The 14,999-nt window shown below is 39.4% G+C and carries 17 protein-coding genes; 16 read left to right on the plus strand and 1 reads right to left on the minus strand.

Annotation, left to right across the window (positions count from 1 at the left end; all coding sequences use genetic code 11):
- Position 1: 1 nt before the first annotated feature.
- Both HT679_RS01870 and lepA read left to right on the plus strand, forming a co-directional pair.
- Positions 2-730: a metallophosphoesterase family protein gene (locus tag HT679_RS01870; protein ID WP_173212575.1), complete on the plus strand. Its 729-nt coding sequence runs from the start codon at positions 2-4 to the stop codon at positions 728-730.
- Positions 731-808: 78 nt separating this feature from the next.
- A complete protein-coding gene (lepA, locus tag HT679_RS01875; protein ID WP_138707776.1) occupies positions 809-2,632 on the plus strand; it encodes a translation elongation factor 4 in 1,824 nt (607 codons plus the stop codon).
- A gap of 80 nt (positions 2,633-2,712) precedes the next feature.
- Here the strand turns inward: lepA and HT679_RS11235 are convergent, their stop codons facing one another.
- On the minus strand, positions 2,713-2,955 hold the full coding sequence (locus tag HT679_RS11235) for a hypothetical protein (RefSeq protein WP_240149565.1): 243 nt from the start codon (positions 2,953-2,955) through the stop codon (positions 2,713-2,715).
- Positions 2,956-3,135: 180 nt separating this feature from the next.
- On the opposite strand from HT679_RS11235, the gene HT679_RS01885 reads away from it, so the two are divergent.
- The 14 genes from HT679_RS01885 to HT679_RS01950 all read left to right on the plus strand — a co-directional run bounded on the left by HT679_RS01885 (position 3,136) and on the right by HT679_RS01950 (position 14,834).
- Positions 3,136-3,612, plus strand: coding sequence for a PTS sugar transporter subunit IIA (locus tag HT679_RS01885; RefSeq protein ID WP_061771372.1), 477 nt, complete (start codon positions 3,136-3,138; stop codon positions 3,610-3,612).
- Positions 3,613-3,650: 38 nt separating this feature from the next.
- Positions 3,651-3,956, plus strand: coding sequence for a PTS sugar transporter subunit IIB (locus HT679_RS01890; protein ID WP_000590550.1), 306 nt, complete (start codon positions 3,651-3,653; stop codon positions 3,954-3,956).
- A gap of 47 nt (positions 3,957-4,003) precedes the next feature.
- Positions 4,004-5,479, plus strand: coding sequence for a PTS galactitol transporter subunit IIC (locus tag HT679_RS01895; RefSeq protein ID WP_173212577.1), 1,476 nt, complete (start codon positions 4,004-4,006; stop codon positions 5,477-5,479).
- Positions 5,480-5,504: 25 nt separating this feature from the next.
- A complete protein-coding gene (locus tag HT679_RS01900) occupies positions 5,505-5,651 on the plus strand; it encodes a chlorohydrolase (RefSeq protein WP_082242418.1) in 147 nt (48 codons plus the stop codon).
- 78 nt (positions 5,652-5,729) lie between these two features.
- Positions 5,730-6,626, plus strand: coding sequence for an aldose 1-epimerase family protein (locus HT679_RS01905; protein ID WP_173212579.1), 897 nt, complete (start codon positions 5,730-5,732; stop codon positions 6,624-6,626).
- Positions 6,627-6,782: 156 nt separating this feature from the next.
- The gene (lacA, locus tag HT679_RS01910; RefSeq protein WP_000029277.1) at positions 6,783-7,208 is read left to right on the plus strand and encodes a galactose-6-phosphate isomerase subunit LacA; all 426 of its coding nucleotides are present in this window, start codon (positions 6,783-6,785) and stop codon (positions 7,206-7,208) included.
- Between the two features lie 148 nt (positions 7,209-7,356).
- Positions 7,357-7,872 (plus strand): galactose-6-phosphate isomerase subunit LacB, encoded by a 516-nt coding sequence (gene lacB / locus HT679_RS01915; RefSeq protein WP_001216913.1) that lies wholly within the window; start codon positions 7,357-7,359, stop codon positions 7,870-7,872.
- A gap of 10 nt (positions 7,873-7,882) precedes the next feature.
- Positions 7,883-8,812 carry a tagatose-6-phosphate kinase gene (locus tag HT679_RS01920; protein WP_173212581.1) on the plus strand — a complete coding sequence of 310 codons (930 nt, stop codon included), beginning with the start codon at positions 7,883-7,885 and terminating at the stop codon, positions 8,810-8,812.
- A 1-nt stretch (position 8,813) separates the two neighbouring features.
- Entirely contained in the window at positions 8,814-9,794 is a 981-nt protein-coding gene (gene lacD, locus HT679_RS01925) for a tagatose-bisphosphate aldolase (protein ID WP_001229114.1), read from the plus strand.
- A 234-nt stretch (positions 9,795-10,028) separates the two neighbouring features.
- Positions 10,029-10,865, plus strand: coding sequence for a transcription antiterminator (locus HT679_RS01930; RefSeq protein WP_138700044.1), 837 nt, complete (start codon positions 10,029-10,031; stop codon positions 10,863-10,865).
- 39 nt (positions 10,866-10,904) lie between these two features.
- Entirely contained in the window at positions 10,905-11,222 is a 318-nt protein-coding gene (locus tag HT679_RS01935) for a PTS lactose/cellobiose transporter subunit IIA (RefSeq protein ID WP_049510514.1), read from the plus strand.
- Positions 11,222-12,913, plus strand: a complete 1,692-nt coding sequence (locus HT679_RS01940) for a lactose-specific PTS transporter subunit EIIC (RefSeq protein ID WP_173212583.1) — start codon at positions 11,222-11,224, stop codon at positions 12,911-12,913. The genes HT679_RS01935 and HT679_RS01940 overlap by 1 nt, the downstream gene beginning before the upstream one ends.
- Before the next feature lie 214 nt (positions 12,914-13,127).
- Positions 13,128-14,534, plus strand: coding sequence for a 6-phospho-beta-galactosidase (gene lacG, locus HT679_RS01945; RefSeq protein WP_173212585.1), 1,407 nt, complete (start codon positions 13,128-13,130; stop codon positions 14,532-14,534).
- 42 nt (positions 14,535-14,576) lie between these two features.
- Positions 14,577-14,834, plus strand: coding sequence for a DUF3884 family protein (locus HT679_RS01950; protein ID WP_173212587.1), 258 nt, complete (start codon positions 14,577-14,579; stop codon positions 14,832-14,834).
- The last annotated feature ends 165 nt before the right edge of the window (positions 14,835-14,999 follow it).

Here is a 14,999-nt window from a genome sequence, read left to right on the forward strand (position 1 = left end):
GATGACAGATTATTATGTAATTGGAGATGTTCATGGAAAAGCTGGAATGCTAGAAGACCTTCTCAAAACATGGGATGGTCAGACCCAGTTGCTCTTTCTAGGGGATTTGATTGACCGCGGTGAAGATAGTCGCCGTGTCCTTGAAATGGTTAAGGACTTGGTTGATAATCAAGGTGCTATCTGTTTGTCAGGAAACCACGAGTATATGTTTTTGACTTGGCTCGATGACCCAGAAGAAAGCTATGACCATTATCGTCGCAATGGTGGAGATACAACCATTAACTCTATCCTAGGTCGTCCCTTGGATGCACCAGTTGATGGGGTCGAGGATGCCAAGCGTGTTGCTACTGAAGCAGCAGACTTGGTCGAATTTATTCGTCAAATGCCTTTTGTGGTAGAGACAGATAAGTATATCTTTGTTCACGCAGGTATTGATTTAACATTGGATGACTGGCATGAAACTACAGATTATAAAAAAGTCTGGCTTAGAAAACCATTCCACGAAGCAGAAAATCATACTGGAAAAATCATTGTCTTTGGTCACACACCAGTTTATGGTTTGTTAAAGCAAGAGCGTGGTACAGCTGAGCTTTGGACTACAGAAGATGGCAAGATTGGAATGGATGGAGGAGCTGTTTATGGTGGTGTCCTTCACGGGATTGTCTTTACAGAACAAGGAATGACAGAACATCACTTTATCGAAAATGACGGCTTTGTCGCTGAAGATTAGTACTCCTAGCAGGGTATGGTCTTGTCAAAATGTCAAAAACAATTTATAATAAATAGATACCCTGAAAGGAAGAGAATCATGAACTTAGAAGAATTGAAAAAACGACAGGAGAAGATCCGTAACTTCTCTATTATCGCCCATATTGACCACGGAAAATCAACTCTAGCAGACCGCATTTTGGAAAAGACAGAGACAGTTTCAAGCCGTGAAATGCAGGCCCAACTTTTGGATAGTATGGATTTAGAGCGGGAACGTGGGATTACCATTAAGTTAAATGCCATCGAGCTCAATTACACTGCAAAAAATGGGGAAACTTATATTTTTCACTTGATTGATACACCAGGACACGTTGACTTTACCTATGAAGTTTCACGTTCGCTAGCTGCCTGTGAGGGAGCGATTTTGGTAGTTGATGCTGCTCAAGGAATTGAGGCTCAAACCCTTGCCAACGTTTATCTAGCCTTGGACAATGATTTGGAAATCATGCCAGTCATTAACAAAATTGACCTGCCAGCTGCAGATCCAGAGCGCGTGCGTACAGAGATTGAAGATGTGATTGGTTTGGATGCCAGTGAAGCAGTTTTGGCTTCTGCCAAGGCTGGTATTGGTATCGAGGAAATCCTTGAGCAAATCGTGGAAAAAGTGCCAGCGCCAACAGGTGATGTGACGGCACCTCTTAAGGCTTTGATTTTCGACTCGGTTTACGATGCTTACCGTGGGGTTATCCTCCAAGTTCGTGTCATGGATGGAGTGGTCAAACCTGGTGATAAGATTCAGCTCATGAGCAATGGTAAGACTTTTGATGTTACGGAAGTCGGTATTTTCACACCCAAAGCAGTTGGTCGTGATTTTCTTGCTACTGGTGATGTTGGTTATATTGCGGCGTCTATTAAGACGGTTCAGGATACTCGTGTGGGTGATACCGTTACCTTGGCAACCAATCCTGCAGCTGAGCCATTACATGGTTACAAGCAGATGAATCCCATGGTCTTTGCGGGTCTATATCCTATCGAGTCAAACAAGTACAATGACCTACGTGAAGCCCTTGAAAAATTGCAACTGAATGATGCTAGTCTCCAATTTGAACCAGAAACATCTCAGGCACTTGGATTTGGTTTCCGTTGTGGTTTCCTTGGACTTCTTCATATGGATGTTATTCAAGAACGTTTAGAGCGTGAGTTCAACATCGACCTCATCATGACAGCTCCGTCTGTTATCTATAAAGTCAATCTGACAGACGGTGAGTCTATGGATGTGTCCAACCCGTCTGAATTCCCAGACCCAACTAAGATTGCGACCATTGAGGAACCTTATGTTAAGGCGCAAATCATGGTACCACAGGAGTTTGTCGGGGCAGTAATGGAATTAGCTCAGCGTAAGCGTGGGGACTTTGTGACTATGGATTATATCGATGATAACCGTGTCAATGTTATCTATCAAATTCCACTGGCTGAAATCGTCTTTGACTTCTTTGATAAGCTTAAGTCTTCGACACGTGGTTATGCAAGTTTTGACTACGAATTGTCAGAATATCGCCCATCTAAGCTGGTCAAAATGGATATCCTTCTCAACGGAGACAAGGTGGATGCCCTTAGCTTTATCGTTCACAAGGATTTTGCCTACGAACGTGGGAAACTTATCGTTGATAAGCTCAAGAAAATCATCCCTCGTCAACAATTTGAAGTTCCAATCCAAGCAGCTATTGGACACAAGATTGTGGCTCGTACTGATATTAAGGCCCTTCGTAAAAACGTACTTGCTAAATGTTACGGTGGTGACGTTTCTCGTAAACGTAAACTCCTTGAAAAACAAAAAGCTGGTAAGAAACGTATGAAAGCTATCGGATCAGTAGAAGTTCCGCAAGAAGCCTTCCTCAGCGTTTTGAGCATGGATGAAGAATAAGTTATCAGAAATGCATTTCCTTCTTCATAGAAAATTTATATAAGAATCAATCGTAAAGCAGGCTTAGATGGCCTGCTTTTTTAGTTTTTATACTCTTCGAAACTCTCTTCAAACCACGTCAGCGTCACCTTACTGTAGATATGATAACTGACTTCGTCAGTCTTATCTACAACCTCAAAAGCATGTTTTGAGCTGACTTCATCAGTTTCATCTACAACCTCAAAACCATGTTTTGAGCTGACTTCGTCAGTTTTATCTGCAACCTCAAAGCTGTGTTTTGAGCAACCTGCGGCTAGCTTCCTAGTTTGCTCTCTGATTTTCATTGAGTATTAGAACAGAAAAAATGCTTGGAGTATTTGTTTGTGTGTTTATTTTTATATAACAAACTATAAACACAACAAAAATATAAAAAAAGAGACAAAAATCAACAGAAAACTATTGACAACGATTTCATATAGTGTTATACTTATGGCATAAAGTTAATGGAAAGAAGGGAAAACCTTATGGGATTAGAGCATTTCTTTGACAAAAACCTTGTGTTTTGCTTAGAAGCGAATAATCAAGAACATCTCTTTGATCAGGTTGCAACTTTATTGGAAGAACGAGAAATCGTGACTCCAACCTATCGTGAAGCCTTGATTACGCGTGAAAAGTCATTTCCAACTGGCTTAGATATGGAATTTTTGGGTAAGGATTTGCCGAATGTGGCTATTCCTCACACAGATATTGTTCATAATCTGGCTGAAAAAGTTGTGGTCGTTCGATTAGAAAAACCAGTGACTTTCCACAATATGATTGCGCCGGATAAGGAAGTAGAAGTATCTTTACTCTTCTTTATCATTAATAACTCAAGTTCAAGTCAAACGAATATTCTTGCTCAGTTGATGGACTTCTTCACAGGAAATGGTCATCTTGAAGACCTATCAAAAATTTCTGAACCAGAAGCCCTCTATGCTTATATCGCTGAAGCAATCGCTTAATCTTGTCTATTAAAAATATTAAATCGGAGGAGATCCATATGATTAAAATTCTTGCTGCCTGCGGTGCAGGTGTTAACTCAAGCCACCAAATTAAAAGTGCTCTTGAAGAAGAACTTTCAAACCGTGGCTACGATGTTCACTGTGATGCAGTTATGGTCAAAGACGTTAACGAAGACCTTATCAAAGGTTATGACATCTTCACACCAATTGCTGCGACAGACCTTGGTTTTGACCCAGGTATTCCAGTTATCGAAGCTGGACCAATCTTATTCCGTATCCCAGCTATGAGTGCTCCAGTATATGATAATATTGAAGCAGCTATCAAAGAACACGGGTTAAGCTAATTTTAATTTGTTAACATTCATATAACATAAAAAAGGGAGGAACTGTTATGGATGCAATCTTTGGGCTAATCAAAGAATTTTTCACACCTATCTTAGATATGGGTGGACCTGTCATCATGTTAATCATTTTGACATTATTGGCTTTACTTTTTGGAGTGAAATTCTCCAAAGCGCTTGAAGGTGGTATCAAACTTGCCATCGCTCTTACTGGTATCGGAGCTATCATCGGTATGCTAAATGGTGCTTTCTCAGCGTCGCTTGCAAAATTCGTTGAAAATACTGGTATCCAATTGAGTATCACTGACGTTGGTTGGGCACCACTTGCTACAATCACTTGGGGTTCTGCTTGGACACTTTACTTCTTGCTCATCATGTTGATTGTCAACATAGTGATGCTAGCTATGAAGAAAACAGATACACTTGACGTTGATATCTTTGATATCTGGCACTTGTCTATCACAGGTCTTTTGATTAAATGGTATGCTGACAACAATGGTGTGAGCCAAGGGGTTTCACTCTTGATTGCTACAGCAGCTATTGTACTTGTTGGGGTTCTTAAAATCATCAACTCTGATTTGATGAAACCTACATTTGATGACCTTCTTAATGCACCAAGTTCATCTCCAATGACTTCAACTCACATGAACTACATGATGAACCCAGTTATCATGGTTTTGGATAAGATTTTTGAAAAATTCTTCCCAGGTCTTGATAAATACGACTTTGACGCCGCAAAATTGAACAAGAAAATCGGTTTCTGGGGTTCTAAATTCTTTATCGGTTTCATCCTTGGTATCGTTATCGGTATTATGGGAACTCCACATCCAATTGCAGGTGTTGAAGATGCAGATAAATGGCGTCTAGTTATTAAAGGATGGTTGTCTCTTGGTTTGACTGCCGGTGTATCTTTGGAACTCTTCTCACTTATCGGTTCTTGGTTCATCGCAGCAGTAGAACCACTTTCACAAGGTATTACAAACGTTGCTACTAAACGTCTTCAAGGACGTAAATTCAACATCGGTCTTGACTGGCCATTCATCGCTGGTCGTGCTGAAATTTGGGCTTGTGCTAACGTACTTGCACCAATCATGTTGGTTGAAGCAGTACTTCTTTCAAAAGTCGGAAATGGTATCTTGCCACTTGCAGGTATCATTGCTATGGGTGTTACTCCAGCTCTCTTGGTTGTAACTCGTGGTAAATTGCTCCGTATGATCATCTTCGGAACACTCTTGTTGCCACTCTTCCTTCTTTCAGGTACACTTATTGCACCATTTGCAACAGAACTTGCTAAAGGTGTAGGTGCTTTCCCAGCAGGTGTGAGTGAAACTCAATTGATTACTCACTCAACTCTTGAAGGACCAATCGAAAAACTTCTTGGTTGGACAATTGGTAACACTACAACTGGTGATATCAAAGCAATCCTTGGTGCTGTAGTCTTCCTTGTATTCTATATCGGTATCTTTGCTTGGTACAGAAAACAAATGATCAAACGTAACGAAGAGTACGCAGCAAAAGCAAAATAATGCGCTCCTATAAAATGTAAGCTCAATGAAAATCAAAGAGCAAACTAGAAAGCGAGTCGCAGGTTGCTCAAAATACAGTTTTGAGGTTGTAGATAAGACTGACGAAGTCAGTGACCATATCTACGGCAAGGCGACGCTGACGAAGTTTGAATTGGATTTTCGCAGAGTGTAAATTGTTGAAACTAGGTTGTCATACCATTAGGAGTGACAGCCTAGTTTTTTATAAACTATCAAGAAATTGGAGAAAATAATGGTAATTGAATTAAAATCAGAACAATTAAGAGTTCAATTTAACAGTTTTGGTGGGGCTCTTTCTTCTATAAAAGATGCTGAGGGACTTGAGTATTTGTGGCAAGGGGATGCTACTTATTGGAGTGGACAAGCTCCTGTTCTCTTTCCTATTTGTGGTTCATTGAGAGAGGATACAGCCGTCTATATAGATGAGAAGGGTCAGGAAAGCAAAGGAAAGATTCCTCGTCATGGTCTGGTCCGCAAGAAAGAATTTGAATTAGTTGAACAGACAGATAAGAGTGTAACTTTTGCAATTGAAGACGATGAGAATAGCTATCAAAACTATCCTTATCATTTCCGCCTAGAAATCACTTATAGCCTTACTGGCAAGACAGTACGAACTCAATACAAAATAATTAATAAAGAAACTAGCAAGGTCATGCCTTACTTTATTGGTGGACATCCAGGATTTAATTGTCCTCTGCTTGATGATGAGGTCTATGAAGATTACTATTTAGAGTTTGAGAAAGAAGAGACTTGCTCTGTTCCACGTCCTTTCCCAGAAACAGGGATGCTTGACTTTCAAGATAGAAGTCCATGGTTAGAGAATCAAAAAGAATTAGACCTAAGCCATGATCTTTTCAGCACAGATGCAGTGACTTTGGATGAATTGCAATCTCGAACAATTGCCCTTCGTTCTCGTAAACATGATAAGGGATTGAAAGTGCACTTTGCAGAGTTTCCAAACCTCATCATCTGGTCAACTTTGAACAAGGGACCTTTCATTGCCTTTGAACCATGGTCTGGCTTGTCAACATCCCTTGAAGAAGGAGATCATTTAGAAGATAAGAAGAATGTTCGTCTCTTAGAAGCCAATCAGGTTGAAGAATTAGGTTTTGAGATAGAAGTTTTATAAAAAAGTAAAAAATAAATAACAAAAACAAACACAAACTGTTGACTTTTTCAAACAATAGTAGTATATTATGTTTGTGAGGACTAATTGACTGTTTTTTAAAGACAGCCAATACACTGCTGGAATCCAGCATAGAAAAAATAAAAAGGAGTATACAATATGTCTATTGTTATCGGTGCAGATGCTGCAGGTTTGAGATTGAAAGAAGTTGTGAAAGACTTCTTAGAAAAAGAAAATTTCCACGTTGTGGATGTTACAGCTGAAGGTCAAGACTTTGTTGATGTGACTCTCGCTGTTGCTGCAGAAGTGAACAAAGAAGAACAAAACCTTGGTATCGTGATTGATGCTTACGGTGCTGGTCCATTTATGGTCGCAACAAAAATCAAAGGAATGGTTGCTGCAGAAGTTTCTGACGAACGTTCAGCTTATATGACTCGTGGCCACAACAACTCACGTATGATCACTATGGGTGCACAACTTGTTGGTGACGAATTGGCTAAAAACATCGCTAAAGGATTTGTTAACGGTAAATACGATGGTGGACGTCACCAAATTCGGGTCGACATGTTGAACAAAATGTGCTAATACTCTTCAAAAATCAAGATAATCTGTCGTCAGCTCACTTTAGCTAACCTCAGTTATGCTCGCAGCTCGCTTCCTAAGCTAATCTTGATTTTTCTTGAGTAAGGATAAATGATATTAGATTTATATAATTAATCGGAGGGAATAACTAATGAGAATTGCAATTGGATGTGACCACATCGTAACAGATGAAAAAATGGCGGTTTCAGAATTTTTGAAATCAAAAGGATATGAAGTCATCGACTTTGGTACCTATGACCACACACGTACTCACTACCCAATCTTTGGTAAAAAAGTTGGTGAAGCTGTAACTAGCGGTCAAGCTGATCTTGGAGTATGTATCTGTGGTACTGGTGTTGGTATCAACAACGCTGTAAATAAAGTTCCAGGTGTCCGTTCTGCCTTGGTTCGTGATATGACAACAGCCCTTTATGCTAAAGAACAATTGAACGCTAACGTTATCGGCTTTGGTGGTAAGATTACTGGTGAATTGCTCATGTGCGATATCATCGAAGCTTTCATCCATGCTGAATACAAACCATCTGAAGAAAACAAAAAATTGATTGCGAAAATTGAACACGTTGAAAGTCACAATGCTCAACAAACAGACGCAAACTTCTTCACTGAATTCCTTGAAAAATGGGATCGTGGAGAATACCACGACTAAGAGGTGACTTATGATTTTAACAGTCACAATGAACCCATCCATTGATATTTCCTATCCCTTGGATGAGTTGAAGATTGATACTGTCAATCGTGTGGTGGATGTAACCAAAACGGCTGGTGGTAAGGGACTCAATGTTACCCGAGTACTTTCAGAATTTGGAGATTCTGTTCTTGCTACTGGTTTAGTTGGTGGTAAACTTGGTGAGTTTTTGGTTGAACATATCGATGATCAAGTAAAGAAAGATTTCTTTTCTATTCAGGGAGAAACTCGTAACTGTATCGCTATTCTTCACGGAGACAACCAAACAGAAGTTCTTGAAAAAGGACCTGAAGTTCTTGAACAAGAAGGTCAAGACTTTTTGGAACATTTCAAAAATCTTCTGGAGTCAGTTGAAGTAGTAGCTATCTCAGGTAGTTTACCAGCTGGCCTTCCAGTTGACTACTATGCGAGCTTGGTAGAACTTGCTAATCAAGCTGGCAAGCCTGTAGTCTTGGACTGCTCTGGTGCAGCACTTCAGGCGGTTCTGGAATCATCACATAAACCAACAGTCATCAAACCAAATAATGAGGAATTATCTCAGCTTCTTGGAAGAGAAGTTTCTGAGGATTTGGATGAATTAAAAGAAGTACTTCAAGAACCTTTGTTTGCAGGGATTGAATGGATTATCGTTTCACTTGGTGCCAATGGTGCTTTTTCCAAACACGGCAACACTTTCTACAAGGTAGATATTCCTAGAATTCAGGTAGTCAACCCTGTTGGCTCTGGAGACTCTACTGTAGCAGGAATTTCTTCAGGACTACTTCATAAAGAATCGGATGCAGTATTACTCATCAAGGCAAATGTCCTTGGTATGCTCAATGCTCAAGAAAAAATGACTGGTCATGTCAACATGGCCAACTATCAAGCTCTATATGATCAATTAATAGTAAAAGAGGTATAAAATGGCTTTAACAGAACAAAAACGTGCACGCTTAGAAAAACTTTCTGATGAAAATGGTATCATCTCAGCTCTTGCATTTGACCAACGTGGTGCTTTGAAACGCCTCATGGCTCAACACCAAACAGAAGAACCAACTGTGGCTCAAATGGAAGAACTGAAAGTTTTGGTAGCAGATGAATTGACTAAATACGCTTCATCTATGCTTCTTGACCCTGAGTATGGACTTCCAGCAACTAAAGCTCTTGATGAAAAAGCTGGTCTCCTTCTTGCTTATGAAAAAACAGGTTATGATACAACAAGCACAAAACGCTTGCCTGACTGCTTGGATGTTTGGTCTGCAAAACGTATTAAAGAAGAAGGTGCAGATGCAGTTAAATTCTTGCTTTACTATGATGTAGATAGCTCAGACGAACTCAACCAAGAAAAACAGGCTTACATCGAACGTATCGGTTCTGAGTGTGTGGCTGAAGATATTCCATTCTTCCTTGAAATCCTTGCTTACGATGAAAAAATTGCGGACGCAGGTTCTGTAGAATACGCTAAAGTAAAACCACACAAAGTTATCGGTGCTATGAAAGTCTTCTCAGACCCACGCTTTAACATTGATGTCTTGAAAGTTGAAGTTCCTGTTAACATTAAATATGTTGAAGGATTCGCTGAAGGTGAAGTAGTTTATACACGTGAAGAAGCAGCAGCCTTCTTCAAAGCACAAGATGAAGCAACTAACTTGCCATATATCTACTTGAGTGCTGGTGTATCAGCTAAACTTTTCCAAGATACCCTTGTATTTGCCCATGAATCAGGTGCAAACTTTAATGGAGTTCTTTGTGGCCGTGCTACATGGGCTGGATCAGTTGAAGCTTACATCAAAGATGGTGAAGCAGCAGCTCGCGAATGGCTTCGCACAACTGGTTTTGAAAACATTGACGAACTCAACAAAGTTCTTCAAACAACAGCGACTTCATGGAAAGAACGCGTGTAAGAAAGTCCTTCGAGGTTAGGAACATGAAACTAAAAAATTTTTAAAAAAAGTTGTATGTAAAGGTTTACAAAATAACTTACTTGTGCTATACTTAAATCACAAGTTAATACAAGGTGAGTGTTACTGAGTAATATTAGGCATGATCACAGGTGAATTAGGAATCGGATGATTTTCTAGTTCATTTGTGGTCATTTTTTGTACTCATATACCTTTAAGATATAAAAGGAGGTTGACATGTATCGAATTCTAAATCCAATGAATCACAATGTCTCGCTTGTCAGAAATGATAAGGGAGAAGAGGTGATTGTAATTGGTAAGGGGATTGCATTTGGAAAGAAGAAGGGAGATTTGATTGCTGAAAATCAGGTTGAGAAAATCTTTCGGATGAAGACCGAAGAGTCCAGAGAAAACTTTATGGCTCTCCTCAAAGATGTTCCGCTTGATTTTATCACAGTGACTTATGAAATCATTGATAAGCTATCAAAGAAATATCATTATCCGATTCAAGAGTATCTCTACGTAACCTTGACAGATCATATTTACTGTTCTTACCAAGCTCTAGCACAAGGAAGGTACAAGGATAGTAATCTGCCAGATATTTCTGCTAAGTATCCTGTCGCTTTTCAAATCGCAAATGAAGCTTTTGAAATTTACCGTCAGAAGCTAGCAGATCATTTTCCTGAGGATGAAATTATTCGGATTGCTTATCATTTCATCAATGCCGAAGGCGAGAATGAAGTCCAAGTGGTTGAGTCGATTGATAAGAGGAAAGAAATTCTCAGGAATGTTGAAGAAGTTCTAAAGGAATATGCAATTCAGCGAACCAAAGAGAATAACCATTTCTATGATCGCTTTATGATTCATTTGAATTATTTCTTGGATTATTTAGACAGATCTAGAGATGATAACCAATCACTTCTGGATATGGAAGACCATATTAAACAATCCTATCCAAAAGCGTTCGAGATTGGTTCCAAGATCTATGATGTGATTACGCAACATACGGGTCTTGATTTGTATAAAAGTGAACGAGTTTATCTAGTTCTACATATCCAACGTTTATTGTCATAAAAATTATTTAACACTATATTATATAAGGAGAATTCTATCATGAATAGAGAAGAAGTAACATTGTTAGGTTTTGAAATCGTAGCCTATGCTGGCGATGCTCGTTCAAAACTATTGGAAGCCTTGAAGGCTGCTGAAGCTGGTGATTTTGCGAAAGCGGACAGATTAGTTGAGGAAGCTGGTAGCTGTATTGCTGAGGCTCACCACGCGCAAACAAGTCTATTGACTAAGGAAGCTTCTGGTGAGGACTTAGCGTATAGTGTGACCATGATGCATGGCCAAGACCACTTGATGACAACTATTTTGTTAAAAGATTTGATGCACCATTTAATTGAACTGTACAAGAGAGGAGTTAAATAATGAATAAACTAATTGCATTTATTGAGAAAGGAAAGCCTTTCTTTGAGAAACTATCTCGTAATATCTATCTTCGTGCTATTCGTGATGGTTTCATTGCAGGTATGCCTGTTATTCTCTTCTCAAGTATCTTTATCTTAATTGCCTTTGTACCAAACTCATGGGGCTTTAAATGGTCTGATGAAGTTGTAGCTTTTCTGATGAAACCTTATAGCTATTCTATGGGTATTCTGGCTCTCTTGGTAGCTGGTACAACAGCTAAATCTTTAACTGACTCAGTCAATCGAAGCATGGAGAAAACCAATCAAATCAACTATATGTCAACATTGTTGGCAGCAATTGTTGGTTTGTTGATGTTGGCAGCTGATCCTATCGAAAATGGTCTAGCTACTGGATTCTTGGGGACAAAAGGTTTGCTTTCAGCCTTCCTTGCTGCATTTATCACAGTAAACATCTATAAAGTTTGTGTGAAGAATAATGTGACAATTCGTATGCCTGACGAAGTTCCACCAAATATCTCACAAGTCTTTAAAGATGTGATTCCATTCACTCTCTCAGTTGTTTCACTTTATGCTCTTGATTTACTAGCTCGTCATTTTGTTGGTTCTAGTGTGGCAGAATCAATCGGTAAATTCTTTGCTCCATTATTCTCTGCAGCTGATGGCTATCTAGGTATTACCATTATCTTTGGTGCCTTTGCCTTCTTCTGGTTTGTTGGGATTCATGGTCCATCTATCGTTGAGCCTGCTATCGCAGCAATTACCTATGCTAATGCAGAAGTCAACTTGAACCTTCTCCAACAAGGTATGCACGCTGACAAGATTCTTACTTCTGGTACACAAATGTTTATTGTTACCATGGGTGGTACTGGTGCGACACTGGTTGTTCCATTCATGTTCATGTGGTTAACAAAATCTAAACGTAACCGTGCAATCGGACGTGCTTCAGTAGTTCCAACCTTCTTCGGTGTAAATGAACCAATCTTGTTTGGTGCACCACTTGTATTGAACCCAATCTTCTTCATTCCATTTATCTTTGCTCCAATCGCAAACGTATGGATTTTCAAATTCTTTATTGAAACTCTTGGAATGAACTCATTCACTGCTAATCTACCATGGACAACTCCAGCTCCACTAGGTCTAGTTCTTGGAACTAACTTCCAAGTGCTATCATTCATTCTTGCTGCCCTTCTAATCGTGGTTGACGTTGTCATTTACTATCCATTCCTTAAGGTCTATGATGAACAAATTCTTGAAGAAGAACGTTCAGGTAAGTCTAATGATGAATTGAAAGAAAAAGTTGCTGCAAACTTCAACACTGCAAAAGCGGATGCTATTCTTGAAAAAGCGGGTGTCGATGCAGCACAAAATACCATCACTGAAGAAACAAATGTCCTCGTTCTCTGTGCTGGTGGAGGTACAAGTGGACTCCTTGCAAATGCTTTGAATAAGGCAGCAGCAGAATACAATGTCCCTGTGAAAGCAGCAGCAGGTGGCTATGGTGCTCACCGTGAAATGTTACCAGAGTTTGATTTGGTTATCCTTGCCCCTCAGGTTGCTTCAAACTTTGAAGACATGAAAGCAGAAACAGATAAGCTCGGTATTAAACTTGCGAAAACAGAAGGCGCTCAATACATCAAATTAACTCGTGATGGAAAAGGTGCTCTAGCATTTGTACAAGCTCAATTCGATTAACGATAGGGACTGTGAAACAGTCTCCTATCGTTACGGAAATCGCTATGGCGAATTTCCTAATCGCCTTGTTAATTCGTCGGTAAAAAGATATCGTTTTTACCTCCTCATGTCACAATTCGGTGACTTGGTACAAGAAGTGAGATGGAGAAGGATGGCTCACTGACTCCTCTCCTCTCACTTTTACTTTATTTAAATCAAGAAAAAGGTGAAAAAAATGACAAAAACACTTCCAAAAGACTTTATTTTTGGTGGCGCAACAGCTGCTTATCAAGCAGAAGGTGCTACACATACTGATGGAAAAGGACCAGTTGCGTGGGATAAATATCTTGAAGATAACTACTGGTACACTGCAGAACCAGCTAGTGATTTTTACAATCGATACCCAGTTGACCTCAAGTTGGCAGAAGAGTATGGTGTCAATGGCATTCGAATTTCTATTGCCTGGTCACGTATTTTCCCGACTGGTTATGGTGAAGTAAATGCTAAAGGTGTTGAGTTTTATCATAATTTATTTGCAGAGTGTCACAAACGTCACGTTGAGCCCTTTGTAACTCTTCACCACTTTGACACACCAGAAGCTCTTCACTCAAATGGCGACTTCTTAAACCGTGAAAACATTGAACACTTTGTAGACTACGCAGCCTTCTGTTTTGAAGAATTTCCAGAAGTAAACTATTGGACAACCTTTAATGAAATTGGACCAATCGGTGATGGTCAATACTTGGTTGGGAAATTCCCTCCAGGTATCCAGTACGACCTTGCCAAAGTCTTCCAATCGCACCACAATATGATGGTGTCTCATGCGCGTGCAGTCAAGCTATATAAAGATAAAGGTTATAAAGGTGAAATTGGGGTTGTTCATGCTCTGCCTACTAAGTATCCTCTAGATCCTGAAAATCCTGCAGATGTTATTGCGGCAGAGTTGGAGGACATTATCCATAACAAATTTATCTTGGATGCAACTTATCTGGGTCACTACTCTGAAAAGAGCCTGGCAGGGGTAGAGGCTATCTTGGCTGCCAATGGTGGTAGCTTGGATCTTCGTGAAGAAGATTTCACAGCATTAGAAGCTGCAAAAGACTTGAACGACTTCCTTGGAATCAATTACTATATGAGTGACTGGATGGAAGCCTTTGATGGCGAAACTGAAATCATTCATAATGGTAAGGGTGAGAAAGGAAGCTCTAAATACCAAATCAAAGGTGTTGGTCGTCGTGTAGCTCCTGATTATGTGCCACGTACGGATTGGGATTGGATTATCTACCCTCAAGGTTTGTATGACCAAATCATGCGTGTGAAGAAAGATTATCCCAACTACAAGAAGATTTACATCACTGAAAATGGTCTTGGCTATAAAGATGAGTTCGTTGATAACACTGTTTACGATGATGGACGTATTGATTATGTGAAGCAACACTTGGAGGTTTTATCTGATGCGATTGCAGATGGAGCTAATGTAAAAGGTTACTTCATCTGGTCATTGATGGATGTCTTCTCATGGTCAAATGGGTATGAGAAACGTTACGGTCTCTTCTATGTAGACTTTGAAACTCAAGAACGTTATCCTAAGAAATCAGCTCACTGGTACAAGAAAGTAGCGGAAACTCAGATTATAGACTAGTAGATTTAGTCATTAGATATAGAATTTTAGTGAGGCAAAAAGATGTTCAAAGATTTTATTCAATCAATTTATGAAAAAGTTTATATTATCAATTTTGATAAATGTTCTCAAATACCGTGTTTGACGAATGAAGAACTGAAAAGCCTTGGGAAATGGTATGTCTCGACCGGTAAAGAATGGATTTGTCATTCAGATTATGAGCTGGAAGAATTTAAAAATATCTTTTTAAATTTTATCAATCCTGAAGAATGGGATACTATCTCCTTTGATTCAGATTTTATGCCGTTTCAACAATCATAACCAATTTCCAAAAAAGTTAAATCTTATATTTAGTACGCTGCAAAACTTTTATCTAATCACGTTGCTTATACTCAATGAAAATCAAAGAGCAACTTTAAACTAGAAATCAAGTCGCAGGTTTCTCAATGCATAGCTTTGAGGTTGCAGATAAAGCAATTGGGCAAA

The organism is Streptococcus sp. 4886, assembly GCF_013276485.1.
In the GTDB taxonomy this organism is placed as follows: domain Bacteria; phylum Bacillota; class Bacilli; order Lactobacillales; family Streptococcaceae; genus Streptococcus.

Coding starts and splice junctions, on each gene's coding strand:
- HT679_RS01900 (WP_082242418.1), top strand. CDS start 5,505: ATGAAAATCAAAGAGCAAACTAGAAAGCGAGTCGCAGGTTGCTCAAAA.
- lacG (WP_173212585.1), top strand. CDS start 13,128: ATGACAAAAACACTTCCAAAAGACTTTATTTTTGGTGGCGCAACAGCT.
- lepA (WP_138707776.1), top strand. CDS start 809: ATGAACTTAGAAGAATTGAAAAAACGACAGGAGAAGATCCGTAACTTC.
- lacD (WP_001229114.1), top strand. CDS start 8,814: ATGGCTTTAACAGAACAAAAACGTGCACGCTTAGAAAAACTTTCTGAT.
- HT679_RS01895 (WP_173212577.1), top strand. CDS start 4,004: ATGGATGCAATCTTTGGGCTAATCAAAGAATTTTTCACACCTATCTTA.
- HT679_RS01885 (WP_061771372.1), top strand. CDS start 3,136: ATGGGATTAGAGCATTTCTTTGACAAAAACCTTGTGTTTTGCTTAGAA.
- HT679_RS01950 (WP_173212587.1), top strand. CDS start 14,577: ATGTTCAAAGATTTTATTCAATCAATTTATGAAAAAGTTTATATTATC.
- lacA (WP_000029277.1), top strand. CDS start 6,783: ATGTCTATTGTTATCGGTGCAGATGCTGCAGGTTTGAGATTGAAAGAA.
- HT679_RS01930 (WP_138700044.1), top strand. CDS start 10,029: ATGTATCGAATTCTAAATCCAATGAATCACAATGTCTCGCTTGTCAGA.
- HT679_RS01905 (WP_173212579.1), top strand. CDS start 5,730: ATGGTAATTGAATTAAAATCAGAACAATTAAGAGTTCAATTTAACAGT.
- lacB (WP_001216913.1), top strand. CDS start 7,357: ATGAGAATTGCAATTGGATGTGACCACATCGTAACAGATGAAAAAATG.
- HT679_RS01920 (WP_173212581.1), top strand. CDS start 7,883: ATGATTTTAACAGTCACAATGAACCCATCCATTGATATTTCCTATCCC.
- HT679_RS01940 (WP_173212583.1), top strand. CDS start 11,222: ATGAATAAACTAATTGCATTTATTGAGAAAGGAAAGCCTTTCTTTGAG.
- HT679_RS01870 (WP_173212575.1), top strand. CDS start 2: ATGACAGATTATTATGTAATTGGAGATGTTCATGGAAAAGCTGGAATG.
- HT679_RS01935 (WP_049510514.1), top strand. CDS start 10,905: ATGAATAGAGAAGAAGTAACATTGTTAGGTTTTGAAATCGTAGCCTAT.
- HT679_RS01890 (WP_000590550.1), top strand. CDS start 3,651: ATGATTAAAATTCTTGCTGCCTGCGGTGCAGGTGTTAACTCAAGCCAC.
- HT679_RS11235 (WP_240149565.1), bottom strand. CDS start 2,955: ATGAAAATCAGAGAGCAAACTAGGAAGCTAGCCGCAGGTTGCTCAAAA.